Genomic DNA, 13,914 nt, shown 5'->3' with positions numbered 1-13,914 from the left:
GCGATGACTAAGATCACACATTATCTATTAGGAAAAAAAGCAGGCATATCAAAGAAACGAAAGCCATAGTGGTCTAACCAACGCAGATCAGCATCAAAAAAAGCCCGCAAATCAGGCATACCGTATTTCAACATGGCAATACGATCAATGCCCATTCCCCATGCAAAGCCTTGATATTCATCGGGATCTAAGCCAACATTTTTCAACACATGAGGGTGCACCATTCCGCATCCTAAAATTTCCAACCAATCCTGCCCTTCTCCGAACTTTACGTCTGAACCAGAACGATCACATTGAATATCCACTTCCATAGATGGCTCGGTAAAAGGGAAAAAAGAGGGACGAAAACGCATTTTTACAGAGGGAACTTCAAAAAATTCTTTACAAAAGGTTTCATGTAGCCACATCATATGGGCAATGGTGGAGGTTTTATCGATGACAAGACCTTCTACCTGATGGAACATGGGAGAATGTGTTGCATCCGAATCCATGCGGTAAGTTTTTCCAGGAATAATGATCCGTATCGGTGCTTTTTGTCTTTCTAGTGTGCGAATTTGTACAGGTGATGTATGGGTCCGCAATAATTTTCGTTCTCCCATTTTATCAACATCAAAAAAGAAGGTATCATGCATTTCGCGTGCTGGATGCCCTTCAGGAAAATTCAATGCCGTAAAATTATAATAGTCTGTTTCAATATCAGGTCCCTCTGCAAGAGAAAAACCCAACTTCGTATAAATGGCAATAATTTCCTCAATCACTTGTGAAATAGGATGAATGCGTCCCCGTTCTATAGGTGAAGAGCGAATAGGCAAGGTAACATCAACTGTTTCACGAGAAAGACGGGCATCCATTGCCTGTCTTTTCAGAAGATCACGCTTTTGCGCCCATAATTCTAAAATACGATTTTTTAATCCATTAAGAACTGGTCCAACTTTATGACGCTCGCCAGCATCCATTTTTCCTAATTCTTTTAATTTTTCAGAGATACTACCTTTTTTACCCAATGCTGCAATACGCACTTCTTCAAGAGCTTTTTCATCACCTGCTGCCTCTAAGGCTAAACAAATTTCTTGTTCCAGACGCTCAATATCATTCATATTTTTGCCTATTTTTTAATAAAGAAAAACCCGCACTTGCAATAGCCAGCACGGGACCTCAAATAAATGAATGCTTTAAGAGAACACGACTGGCTTATTTGACAGCGCCTTCGAAAGCATTAGGTGTCGTATCTTTTAAATATTCTAAAGCTTTTTTTGCCGAAGCTACTAAAGCAGAAAATGCTTCCGCCTCGTGGATTGCTATATCTGAAAGAACTTTACGATCAACTTCAATACCAGCTTTTGATAAGCCATCAATAAAACGTCCATAAGTTAAACCTTCTGCACGAACAGCCGCATTAATCCTCTGAATCCACAAAGCACGGAAAGTACGCTTTCTATTTTTGCGATCACGATAAGCGTATTGCTTTGAACGATCAACCGCTGCTTTAGCTGCACGAATGGTATTTTTACGACGACCGTAAAAACCTTCAGCCTGTTTAAGAACTTTTTTGTGCTTAGCGTGTGCTGTCACACCTCTTTTCACACGAGCCATATTATAATCTCCTCAAAATCAAAAGCGTAAGGTTTAAATACCATTCGGCAAATAATGCTGAATGACTTTTTTAGCATCTTGTTCACACAAAACCATTGTTCCACGTGCATCGCGAATAAATTTATTCGAACGCTTAATCATGCCGTGGCGCTTACCGGCAGCTGCTACTTTAATTTTGCCTGACGCAGTGATTTTAAACCGCTTTTTAGCGGATGATTTGGTCTTCATCTTGGGCATTTTGCTACTCCGTACATTAATTTATTCACTCAAAAAATTTATTCACTCAAGCGGACCAACGCTTGAACAAGCATTTAAACAGCCACGGCATGCCCTGCCGGGCGGCTCTTAAAGACGTTTTCATAAGCTAGTATACACAAAATTGCAAGACCGTATTACAAAAAAATCGGCGCTCCATTGCCTTGAAGCTCAACTAAAGGTGCTGGAATTGCATTTGTTTTGATAGCTGCTTTACATAAATCGGCAATAATGCATTGCGTACATTGTGGTTTACGGGCTTGACAAATATAGCGACCATGTAAAATCAGCCAATGATGTGCATGGCGAATATAATGAACCGGTATAATCTTTAATAATTTTTTCTCAACAATTTCTGGTGTTTTGCCAGGCGCTAAACCAAGACGATTGCTTAAGCGAAAAATATGTGTATCTACTGCCAATGTAGGTTGACCAAAAGCAACATTCAAGACCACATTAGCCGTTTTGCGCCCCACTCCAGGAAGGGCCATGAGTGCTTCACGCGTATCGGGTACTTGACCGCCATAATAATCAATTAAATAGTTGCAAAGCGCATAAACATTACGTGCTTTTGCACGCCAAAGACCAATTGAACGGATATGATGTGCTATTTCTTCTTCTCCTAATGCAACCATTTTTTCCGGTTGATCAGCAAGGCGAAATAATTCTTTTGTCGCTTTATTAACGCTTACATCTGTCGCTTGAGCCGAAAGCACAACGGCAACCAAAAGCGTAAAAATATTTGTATAGATAAGATCACTCTTAGGCGCTGGGCGTTGCACAGAAAAACGGCGAAATATTTCTGCAATTTCATTTTCATTATATAATATACCAGATAAATTTCGCACTTTTGACAATTTTATGGTACGTTGAGGCATTGAACTCTCTTAAATCTTCTCTCTTGAAGTTATCATTCACGCTCGCCATATGAGAGAAATGCAGCGAACACTTTTATAGAGTGTGGTCAAGTAAAGCCGTTTTAAAGAGGATACTCATGAATGACACATGTGACGCCTTTCTCCAATCCCTTTCTTTTAGGGTTTGAAACCGTAGAAAAAATATTGCAACGTATCGGTAAAGCTGATGAGGCTTACCCAGCCTATAACATTGAACGTTTGCATAAAAATGATGATGCAAATCATATCCGGATAACTTTGGCTGTTGCTGGATTTAAGATTAACCATCTTAATATTTTGCTTGATGATAATCAATTGGTTATTCATGGTAAACAAACAGACAACCAAAATCATCAATATTTATATCGCGGTATAGCTGCGCGACAATTCCAGCGAACCTTTGTTCTCGCGGAAGGGATGCATGTTACAAATGCGGAGTTGAAAAATGGTCTTTTATCAATTAATCTGTATCAACCAAAATTAAAAAAAGAAATAAAACAGATTCCAATTAAAGTCAGTAGTGGTGAGTCATAAAAGTTAAGGCGTAAAGGAACAGTGAAATGGGAGAACATAAACAAAACTTGTCGTTTCAGAACACATCCTATTCTGATGCGGGACAGATTGCCTATTTAAAAAAAGTTTGTACAGATGATCTGGCTAAAAACTTTCCAGATCTTCCACCGATGACCCCAGGCATTACGATATGGGCTCTCTTTGGTGAAACAGGTTATCCTATCATTTTATCCGATGAGCGTTCTATCGCTCTTGCTGGAGCCAATGAGCATGAACTACAAATTGTAACTCTGCACTAGATTACCTTACGAGAAAAAGCTGTACTCTTTTATAAATTCTATCTGTTTTTTCGTAAAGGGTGTAATGTGGGTTATAATGAGATTAAGTATTGATTTATATTCATAATTAATTTTTTACAACTGGAATGAGAGTCCCGAATATCATAAGGTTCTCTCATTTGAGATCTTCTTATATTGAAACAATTAAAGTCACTTGCTTGATGTCATAAGCAGGGAGAGCCATGTGGATAAAAACACTTGAAGAAAGGAATAAAAATATCTCTTTTTAATTGTCTCAATTACCAAAGACATTCACAATATGGGGATGAAAAAATGTATGATGGTGTCAGTTTTCTTCTTCATAAGTGTGAAGATGTCCCTTATAGATTTATATTATTCACGAGGGCTGTTATACCATTCATGGGCGCTATCGTGAAATGGGCTCGAGTTACATTGAAAGATGTCTCTTTAAAATGAGTACATAAAGGCTATACAAGTGTATTTTGTTTGGTGTGTTTTGTTCTTCCTGAGGGGAGTAGCTCTATTGAAGAGTGTAAAAACAAAAGCATGAGATAATGCGTCATAATTATTTAAAAGATATTTCTATGAATGCGTTTGAAAGGTGTAAAGCTGAATTGTAAGGAGATGATAGATTTTTACCACGATGCCTTTATATTCTTTCCAAATGAGGCTGTCTTCTTGTTCCAGAAATTACGCAAACAGATAGATGCAATATACTGACCAAATCTGGCATACAAAAATCTGGAACAGTTCGTTCCACACTGAAGCGTTTTGATATTTGTCTCAAACGTGGACTTGCACAGGGATTAGATGTTGATTAACAGGTAAGAAAAAAACAAAGGCTTTATGAAAAAGTTTATACAGGGCTTTTAATTTTGTGCTTCAAATGCCTCAGTACGAGGTATTTTGCTCTTTTGAATATTAAAGCTCTTGTTTTTATAATGAAGTTACAGCACAACAAGCAAAATGGAATTATTTGAGGGGAAAAAAATAATGCCTTCTTACCGTTCAAGAATATCAACCCACGGGCGTAATATGGCAGGAGCCCGCGGACTTTGGCGTGCAACAGGGATGAAAGATACTGATTTTGGTAAACCCATTATTGCGATTGCGAATTCTTTTACACAATTTGTACCAGGGCATGTCCATTTAAAAGATCTTGGGCAATTAGTCGCACAACAGATAGCTGTTGCCGGTGGTGTTGCGAAAGAATTTAATACCATTGCTGTAGATGATGGAATTGCGATGGGGCACGATGGAATGCTCTATTCTTTGCCCTCACGTGAAATCATTGCTGATTCTGTAGAGTATATGGTTAATGCACATTGTGCGGATGCACTTGTCTGTATTTCTAATTGTGACAAAATTACGCCTGGTATGTTAATGGCTGCTTTACGGTTGAATATTCCGACAATCTTTGTTTCTGGCGGTCCTATGGAAGCAGGTAAGATTAAATGGAAGGATCAAGATCTAAGGGTTGATTTGGTCGATGCCATGGTCGCAGCAGCTTCAGAACAAAATTCAGAAGAAGAAGTTGCTGAAATGGAGCGTGCAGCTTGTCCTACATGTGGTTCTTGTTCAGGAATGTTTACGGCCAACTCCATGAATTGCTTAACGGAAGCATTGGGGCTTTCTCTTCCTGGAAATGGATCAATGTTAGCAACACATGCAGATCGGCGGATGCTTTTCGAAGAAGCTGGAAAACAGATTGTTGCATTGGTTAAGCGTTATTATGAAAATGATGATGAAACAGTTTTGCCACGCTCTATTGCTTCACGCAAGGCTTTTGAAAATGCAATGACCGTTGATATTGCCATGGGGGGATCAACCAATACAGTACTGCATCTTTTAGCCGCGGCGCAAGAAGGTGAGGTGGATTTTACCATGACGGATATTGATCATCTTTCACGTCATGTTCCTGTTTTATGTAAGGTTGCTCCTGCTGTTGCAAATGTACATATGGAAGATGTTCATCGCGCTGGTGGTATTATGGGGCTTTTAGGCGAACTGGATGCGGCGGGACTCATTGATACATCAACTTATACGGTTCATGCAAAAACAATGAAAGAAGCTCTTTACCGCTGGGATGTAAAGCAAACTAATGAGCCAACAGTTCGTGCATTTTATCGTGCTGCTCCAGGTGGTATTCCGACACAAACAGCTTTTAGCCAATCTTGTCGCTATGAGACCCTTGATCTTGATCGTGAAAAAGGTGTGATTCGCAATAGGGAACATGCATATTCACAAGATGGAGGATTGGCAGTTCTTTATGGAAATCTTGCAAAAGATGGCTGTATTGTAAAAACAGCAGGCGTTGATCAATCAATTTTAACTTTTAAAGGTCCGGCAAGAATTTTTGAAAGCCAAGATTCAGCTGTTTCAGCTATATTAACTGATAAGATTAAAACAGGTGAAATTGTTTTAATCCGTTATGAAGGTCCACGTGGTGGACCTGGAATGCAAGAAATGCTTTATCCAACGAGTTATCTCAAATCTAAAGGATTAGGCAAGGTTTGTGCACTTGTTACGGATGGACGTTTTTCAGGAGGAAGTTCAGGGCTTTCGATAGGACATATTTCACCAGAAGCTGCGGAAGGAGGAGAAATTGCGTTAGTGGAAGAAGGGGATATCATAGAAATTGATATTCCAAATCGTAGAATTCATATGTTGGTGGATGACGTTGAGATGAAGCAGCGCCGTGCTAAGATGGAAGCAAAAGGAAAAGGCGCTTGGCAACCGATTGAGAAGCGTCAGCGTAAAGTTTCAAAGGCTCTCAAAGCTTATGCAGCGATGACTACATCTGCTTCAAAAGGTGCAGTACGTAATATTTGATGAGTTGAATAGAGACAGTACTCTGATTTTTTGCATCTTTTGCACGATATTCTGAGCTAATTATTTTATGAGTTTATGAACTTATCAGAACATTTCGAGTCATGGATGAGTATGATTAAAAAGCTATCAATACAACTAAAAGCAGCTGCGGATTGCTTATTTTAGCAGCTATGTAAGATAGATAAAGATAGATACAGTATCATTACTTTTCATATCATATTCCAATCTTATACGAAATTACAATTTCCTGTTCTCATATTTATGGAAGATATTTATTGTACTGGTGGCATTATCTTGTTGTACCGTAAAACACTGTCATTTAGGACTGTGATATACGGCATCCTCCTTAAATATTAAGTGTTTCTTAGTGCGTGGTGAATATTCTTAGACTTGTTTGTAAAGCTTTTAGTTTAAGTGAATCACATGACTAGGAAATCAAGATAAATTCCTTAGAATCTGGATTGTTTGCAGACTTGATTCGAATGAAAATCTCTATCCTTTGAGATGTAAGAAGGAGTTTAAGGATATTTAGGAAAATAAAATGCTGCTGTGATATATCTGATTATATGTTCCATATGAAAACAGTAAAAGAGCTCTTTATAGCTTAAAATGTGAAGAAAATACGAGACCCATTATCCATGAATTTATTATGCAAAATGGGATGGTATCCCAACACCAACAGCTTTAAACTAGAAATGTTGCTATGATAACAATAATATCGATCGTGAAAAAGCATAATTCACTAAATATGGCGTATTTGCAAGGTGGAGGAGATTTCATGACAATCTTTACAAAAAACGACTATCTTGTAAAAATAGTCGATCTTGATCAATTTTTTGTATAAGAGCCAATATTAATCTAAGGGAATATGAAATATAATGCATATGGTTTTGCTTCTATAGGCAATTATACTTACAAAATATATTATGTAGAAAAGCGATGGGAATACGATAAATAACTGTTTATGCTGTGGTATATCAAAAATGGTTACGTTATCTCCTATTAAGAAGGTTTTTTAATAAAAAATAACATCTGTTTTCTATAAAGGGTTACTCTTTTCAAGCTGTTTGAGGTGGTAAATTGCTTCTAAAGCTTGTTTAGGAGAGAGTTCATCGGGATGAATATTTTTTAAAGCTTCGTGAAGTATACAATGTTTGTTTTTTGCTTCATTGACGGGAGATGTTGCTTTAAGAGAAAAGAGTGGTAAATCATCAATGAGTTTATGTCCTTTTCCAGCCATTTCGCCTTGTTCTAATTGATGGAGTACATCTGTTGCTCGTGTAATAACGGCTGGGGGAAGTCCAGCAAGCTTTGCGACTTGTACACCATAGGAACGGTCAGCGGCTCCTGGTGTGACCTCATGAAGAAAAACTACATCACCATCCCAATTTTTGACTTTCATGGTTACATTATGCAGTCTGTCAAGTTTTTCGGTAAGTGCAGTCATTTCATGAAAATGGGTAGCAAGAATAGCACGACAATGGTTAACTTCATGGAGATATTCAACAGCAGCCCAAGCAATAGAAAGTCCATCAAAGGTTGATGTTCCACGTCCTATTTCATCAAGAATAACAAGGGAATGGTGGCTAGCATGATTGAGAATCGTTGCTGTTTCAACCATTTCCATCATAAAGGTTGAGCGCCCCCGTGCAAGATCATCGGAAGCCCCAACGCGACTAAATAGGCGATCAACGACACCAATATGTGCTGAAGTTGCTGGAACGAAGGACCCCATTTGCGCCATAATAGCAATAAGAGCATTTTGCCGCAAAAAAGTTGATTTTCCTCCCATATTAGGCCCTGTCAACAGCCAGATTGCTGCATATTGCTGATTTTCTTGCACAGAGAGATCACAATTATTGGCAATAAAAGGTTCTGCTGCTTGTTTGCGGAGTGCTTGCTCGACGACAGGATGGCGTCCTGCTGTAATATGAAAGGTAAGTGAAAGATCAATTTTAGGGCGGCAATATCCTTGTTCTTCAGCAAGATATGCTAAAGCGACAGAGACATCTAAAATAGCAAGTGCTTCAGAGGCTTTACGAATAAAATCAACTTGTTCGGTAATTTCCTGAACGAGAATATCAAAAATCTCTAGTTCAAGTGTCAATGCGTGATTGGCAGCATGGGCAATACGGCTTTCAAGGTCAGCGAGCTCTGTTGTCGTAAAACGCATAGCGTTTGCCATTGTTTGCCGATGAATAAAACGCGCTTTAGCTTGTGGATTATTTGTAAGGGAAGATGCTTGTGTGCTGGTTACTTCAATGAAATAACCTAGAATATTATTATGCTTTATTTTAAGCGTCTTAATATCTGTTTCTTGGGCATATTGCGCTTGAAGTTCAGCAATGACACGGCGAGATTCATCACGTAAAGCACGCATTTCATCGAGTTCTTTATGATAATTAGAACGAATAAAACCACCATCACGTTTAAGGAGTGGGAGATCATCAGCTAATGCCTGTTCTAAATGAAAGTATAACGCTGTGGGTAATTTTGAGAACACCTGTTGTACATCACTTATTTCTTGAGGCAGAAGCTCATTATCAAGAAGTTGATACAATTCACGAATGATTTCAAAGCCGCGCTGGATTGTTGCCATATCACGGGGACCTCCTCGTCCAAGAGCCAAACGTGAAACGGCGCGGGGCATATCTGGTCCCCCCTTTAAAATAAGCTTTATCGCTTCTGCAAGAGAAGGATTACGTAGAAAAAAATCGATAGAATCCAAACGCGTATCAATAGCCGAAGGAGTGGTGAGGGGAGCAATAAGGCGGTCAATAAGAAGGCGTGATCCTCCTCCTGTTACAGTGCGATCAATAGCTTTTAATAAACTTCCATCCCGTTGACCTGATGTCGTACGAATAAGTTCAAGGCTTAATCTGGTTGCGGCATCAATAAAAAGAGTCGCACTTTCATTTTGGCGCTCAGGCTGCATGAGGGGAGGGCGATGCGTGATTTGTGTTTTTTCGATATAACGAATAGCAGCTACAATTGCAGAGAGTTCGGAACGTGAATAATCGGCAACGCCTTCAAGAGTTGAGAGTTTAAAATAATTGCAAATATCGCGTTCAGCGGTGAGTGCATCAAAGAGACAAGCAGGTTGAGGTGAAACGATACGATCAAGAACACTAAAAAGTGACTTGTGAGATTTATCATGAAAAAATGAATCAGCAACAATGATTTCTTGTGGATCAACACGCATAATATCTGCTAAAAGTTTTTCTTGGCGGCTTTCTGTTACACGAAATATGCCTGTTGAGATATCAATCCAAGAAAGAGCAAATTCCTCTCCATCGCTAGTTTTTATACGGGAAAGTGTCATCAAATAATTTGCGCGTGTTGGATCAAGGAGTTTTTCTTCTGTTATCGTTCCAGGTGTTACAAGGCGAACAACATCACGCCGAACAACAGATTTTGAGCCACGTTTTTTTGCTTCAGCAGGATCTTCTATTTGTTCACAAACAGCAACTCGGTAACCACAAGCAATCAGTTTTTGTAAATAATCATCAGCAGCATGAACGGGAACACCGCACATAGGAATATCTTGTCCTAAATGTTTTCCGCGTGCTGTGAGTGTGATTCCTAAAGCCTGAGCAGCTTCAATCGCATCATTAAAAAATAATTCATAAAAATCCCCCATTCGGTAAAAGAGAAGGGAATCATGATGGACGGCTTTGATTTCTATGTACTGCTCCATCATAGGTGTAAGACGTTCTTGAGAGGAAGCAGATGAGGAGGCAGGCTGTGGAATTAAATTATTTTTATGATTGTTTTTTTTATCCATTTGTACGAGGCCTGTTTCCTTTAAGTGAAGTTTTTACTCTTTTTTATTTACTTCAATATCTATTTATCTCTAAATTGCAACGCATCATCAGATTTGCTAAGGCAAGAATAGCGATTTCTAATATATGAATCAGATTTAATGACTATACGCATTATCAAGCAAAATTTACACTGTTTTTGGAGAAAATAAAGTGAGATGAAAAAGAGCGAGCAAGATCAGAAAATATCTCAAACTGTTTACAGTGCGAGCGAAAGAGAAGCTCTAGATTTTCATAGTCGTGGTCGACCAGGAAAGCTTGAGATTGTTGCAACAAAGTCTATGGCAACACAGCATGATTTAGCACTTGCTTATTCACCAGGTGTTGCCGTTCCAGTTAAGGCAATTGCTCAAAATCCAGCGCTAGCTTATGATTATACAGCAAAAGGCAATCTTGTTGCTGTTATTTCAAATGGTACAGCTATTTTAGGGTTAGGCAATTTAGGTGCACTTGCCTCTAAGCCGGTCATGGAAGGCAAAGCAGTGCTGTTTAAGCGTTTTGCGGATATTGATTCCATTGATTTAGAAATTGATATAAACGATACAGAAAGTTTTATCAATTTGGTGCGCCATTTAGAACCTTCTTTTGGTGGAATTAATCTTGAAGACATTAAGGCGCCAGAGTGCTTTATGATTGAAAGCCGCCTACGCGAGGTAATGAATATACCTGTTTTTCACGACGATCAACATGGTACAGCAATTATTGTTGCTGCTGGTGTTCTCAACGCTTTGACTTTAACAGGGCGCGATATGCAAAATACGCGGTTAGTCTGTAATGGTGCTGGTTCTGCAGGAATTGCTTGTATTGAACTGATTAAAGCGATGGGCTTTCGTTCCGAAAATATCATATTATGTGATACAAAGGGTGTGGTCTATGAAGGCCGCAAAGAGGGAATGAATCAGTGGAAATCTGCGCATGCTATTCAAACAGATAAACGTACGCTTATGGAAGCAATGGAAGGTGCAGATATATTTTTTGGGGTTTCTGCTAAAGGTGCTCTGACTCCTGAAATGGTAAGATCCATGGCACCCCAGCCGATCATTTTTGCTATGGCTAATCCCGATCCAGAAATTACGCCGGAAGAGGTTATGCAAGTGCGTCATGATGCCATTATCGCAACAGGACGTTCCGATTATCCAAATCAGATTAATAATGTTCTCTGTTTTCCTTATATATTTCGTGGTGCGCTTGATGTGCGTGCAAGAGTTATTAATGAAGACATGAAGATTGCTGCGGCAAAGGCTCTTGCTAATTTAGCGCACGAAGAAGTGCCTGACAGCGTTGCAGAAGCTTATCATGGAAAGCGATTAAAATTTGGTCCTAATTATATCATCCCTGTTCCTTTTGATCCGCGTTTATTTACGGTTGTTTCAATAGCGGTAGCAAAAGCAGCAATGGAAAGCGGTGTTGCGCAAAAGAACATAGATGATTTAGAGGCCTATGAGCGCGATTTGAATGCGAGACGTGATCCTACTTCCTCGATGATGCGTGGGGTTTATAACCATGTTCGTCAAGCGCCAAAACAAATTGTCTTTGCAGAAGGTGAAGAAGAGCAAGTTATGCGGGCAGCCGTTTCCTATGTCCATCAAAAATTAGGACAAGCGATTTTGGTTGGTCGTGAAGAGCAAGTAAGAGAAGCGGCTGTTATCGCTGGAATTGATCTGGAGCGTGAAGGTATTTCTATTATGAATGCTAAGCTTTCTTGCCGTACAGATGCTTATGCGAATTATCTTTATAAAAAGATGCAGCGTCAAGGCTGGCTGTTGCGTGATTGTCATCATCGTATCAATAATGATCGCAATTATTTTGCTGCGTGTATGGTGGCACTAGGAGATGCTGATGCAATGGTTACAGGGGTGACACGCAATTATGAAACAGCGTTAATCGATATACGTCGTGCAATTGATGAAAAACCAAAAGAACGATTGATTGGTATTTCAATGGCTATTTGCCGTGGACGAATTGTGTTTATTACGGATACAGCCGTTTATGAAAATCCTAATGCTGAAGAACTTGCGGATATAGCGGAACAAGCAGCTTCATTTGTGCGAGGATTTGGATATCAACCACGGGTAGCATTTTTAGCATTTTCTACATTTGCTTATATGAAAGGGCAGACGACGCAGCAAATTCAGGATGCGATTAATATTTTGCATGAACGCAAAGTTGACTTTGAGTTTGATGGAGAAATGAGTGCTGATGTGGCACTCAATTCCAAATTGATGCAGCAATATCCATTTATGGGATTAACGGAGCCCGCTAACATTTTGGTTATGCCTGGATATCACGCGTCTTCCATTGCAAGCAAAATGTTACAAGAACTTGGTGAAGCAACCATCATTGGTCCTATTTTAATTGGATTGGAAAAATCTGTCCAAATTGTACCATTTAGTGGAAGCGATACAGATGTTGTCAATATTGCAATGCTTGCGGCTTATCATGCCGCAAAAGTCGTCTAAAGGAAAAAAGCCCCTACTATACCAAGAATATATCAAGGGGCTTTTTAATAACAAAAGAATAAACTTTTTAAGAAGGCTGTATTTGACTGTCTTTTTGTTCTTCAGAAAGACGCTTTTGGAAGAGTGCTGCAAAATCAATAGGATCAATCCACAAAGGTGGAAAGCCACCGTTTTGAGTAGCATCAGATATAATTTGGCGAGCAAATGGAAATAAAAGACGGGGACATTCAATAAAGACCAGAGGCATAACATGTTCTTGTGGAATGTTTTTAAGGTGAAAAACACCACCGTAAATCAATTCTACATGAAATAAGGTTTCAGTTTCATCATTGGCTTTGACGGAGAGAGACAAAACGACATCATAATTGTCATCACCAATTGGGTTAGCATTGACGTTAATATTGATATCAATTTGTGGTGATTTTTCACGTGCACGCAATGAACGAGGAGCACCTGGATTTTCGAATGATAAATCTTTTAAATATTGAGTTAATACAGCAAAAACCGGCTCTCCACCACTGTTATTCATTTCACCTTCGGCCATACGACGAACCTCTCTTATTATAATATGTATAATTTATTTTAGATCTAAAGACCAGATTGGTTATCACGCCTTGCAAAAGGTTGCAAGAAATGCGCTCTTTATCTTGAATATTTTTTTAGTTTGTTGCAGATTTTTTAGGCATTTCAATGGTTATCATCATTTTTGCGCCATGGAGATTCTGTCGTATCATGAATTGTGTAATCTTCTGCTTTAAGATCAATTATTTTTTCAGAGTCATTTTTTCTTTTAGTATTGGGATTCATTTTGTTTTTTAATGATATAAAGAAATGCCAAGCAACAGAGCGAATTGGTTTAATAAGAAGTAATATTCCCAAGAAATCACTTACAAAGCCGGGAAGAATAAGTAAAATTGCACTAAAGATGATGAAAGCATCATTAATAATATTATTCTCTAATGTGCGTCCTTGGACAAGTTCAGTTTGTATATTTTTTAAAAGGCTAATCCCTTGAATTCGCAATAAAACAACCCCAACTATGGTTGTGAGAATAACCAAACTCAAAGTTGCCAAAATACCAATTTCTTGACCAACAAAGATAAAACCAGCAATCTCGATTAAAAGAATGCAAAGAAAGATAACAACAAAAAAACGAGGATTTATAGAATAAAGTTTTATCACATGAAAATTTCCTTCTGGATGAGTAGGGGGAGAAATTCTTAAGAGCACTCCGTTTAAATACAAA

Annotated in this window: 11 protein-coding genes; 4 read left to right on the top strand and 7 right to left on the bottom strand. The window is 38.8% G+C overall.

Annotation, left to right across the window (positions count from 1 at the left end; translation table 11 throughout):
• Nucleotides 1–20 precede the first annotated feature (20 nt).
• The 4 genes from pheS to nth form a co-directional block, all read right to left on the bottom strand.
• Complete coding sequence (gene pheS, locus ACFIKN_RS04300; RefSeq protein ID WP_375630537.1) at nucleotides 21–1,097, bottom strand: phenylalanine--tRNA ligase subunit alpha; 1,077 nt, start codon at nucleotides 1,095–1,097, stop codon at nucleotides 21–23.
• Between the two features lie 94 nt (nucleotides 1,098–1,191).
• Nucleotides 1,192–1,593 (bottom strand): 50S ribosomal protein L20, encoded by a 402-nt coding sequence (gene rplT, locus ACFIKN_RS04295; protein ID WP_012754515.1) that lies wholly within the window; start codon nucleotides 1,591–1,593, stop codon nucleotides 1,192–1,194.
• A 33-nt stretch (nucleotides 1,594–1,626) separates the two neighbouring features.
• Entirely contained in the window at nucleotides 1,627–1,830 is a 204-nt protein-coding gene (rpmI, locus tag ACFIKN_RS04290) for a 50S ribosomal protein L35 (RefSeq protein ID WP_183193590.1), read from the bottom strand.
• 155 nt (nucleotides 1,831–1,985) lie between these two features.
• Nucleotides 1,986–2,726: an endonuclease III gene (gene nth / locus ACFIKN_RS04285; RefSeq protein ID WP_273790256.1), complete on the bottom strand. Its 741-nt coding sequence runs from the start codon at nucleotides 2,724–2,726 to the stop codon at nucleotides 1,986–1,988.
• Nucleotides 2,727–2,846: 120 nt separating this feature from the next.
• Between nth and ACFIKN_RS04280 the strand changes: the two genes are divergently transcribed.
• The 3 genes from ACFIKN_RS04280 (at nucleotide 2,847) to ilvD (ending at nucleotide 6,388) form a co-directional block, all read left to right on the top strand.
• Complete coding sequence (locus ACFIKN_RS04280; protein ID WP_012754518.1) at nucleotides 2,847–3,278, top strand: Hsp20 family protein; 432 nt, start codon at nucleotides 2,847–2,849, stop codon at nucleotides 3,276–3,278.
• A gap of 26 nt (nucleotides 3,279–3,304) precedes the next feature.
• Entirely contained in the window at nucleotides 3,305–3,556 is a 252-nt protein-coding gene (locus ACFIKN_RS04275; RefSeq protein WP_012754519.1) for a DUF1150 domain-containing protein, read from the top strand.
• Between the two features lie 993 nt (nucleotides 3,557–4,549).
• A complete protein-coding gene (ilvD, locus tag ACFIKN_RS04270; RefSeq protein WP_375657966.1) occupies nucleotides 4,550–6,388 on the top strand; it encodes a dihydroxy-acid dehydratase in 1,839 nt (612 codons plus the stop codon).
• A 1,039-nt stretch (nucleotides 6,389–7,427) separates the two neighbouring features.
• Here ilvD and mutS read toward each other — a convergent pair.
• Entirely contained in the window at nucleotides 7,428–10,172 is a 2,745-nt protein-coding gene (gene mutS / locus ACFIKN_RS04265) for a DNA mismatch repair protein MutS (RefSeq protein WP_375657965.1), read from the bottom strand.
• Between the two features lie 195 nt (nucleotides 10,173–10,367).
• Here mutS and ACFIKN_RS04260 point away from each other — a divergent pair, with 195 nt between their 5' ends.
• A complete protein-coding gene (locus ACFIKN_RS04260; RefSeq protein ID WP_375642989.1) occupies nucleotides 10,368–12,668 on the top strand; it encodes an NADP-dependent malic enzyme in 2,301 nt (766 codons plus the stop codon).
• Between the two features lie 67 nt (nucleotides 12,669–12,735).
• On the opposite strand, the gene secB is transcribed toward ACFIKN_RS04260, so the two are convergent.
• Nucleotides 12,736–13,212, bottom strand: a complete 477-nt coding sequence (gene secB / locus ACFIKN_RS04255; RefSeq protein ID WP_375630527.1) for a protein-export chaperone SecB — start codon at nucleotides 13,210–13,212, stop codon at nucleotides 12,736–12,738.
• 143 nt (nucleotides 13,213–13,355) lie between these two features.
• Entirely contained in the window at nucleotides 13,356–13,850 is a 495-nt protein-coding gene (locus ACFIKN_RS04250) for an FxsA family protein (protein ID WP_375630525.1), read from the bottom strand.
• Between the last annotated feature and the right edge of the window lie 64 nt (nucleotides 13,851–13,914).

The sequence above is a fragment of the Bartonella sp. CL436QHHD genome, assembly GCF_042195105.1.
Lineage (GTDB): Bacteria > Pseudomonadota > Alphaproteobacteria > Rhizobiales > Rhizobiaceae > Bartonella.
The sequence above is the reverse complement of the archived record's forward strand: the minus strand, read 5'-3'. Positions and strand labels throughout refer to the sequence as shown.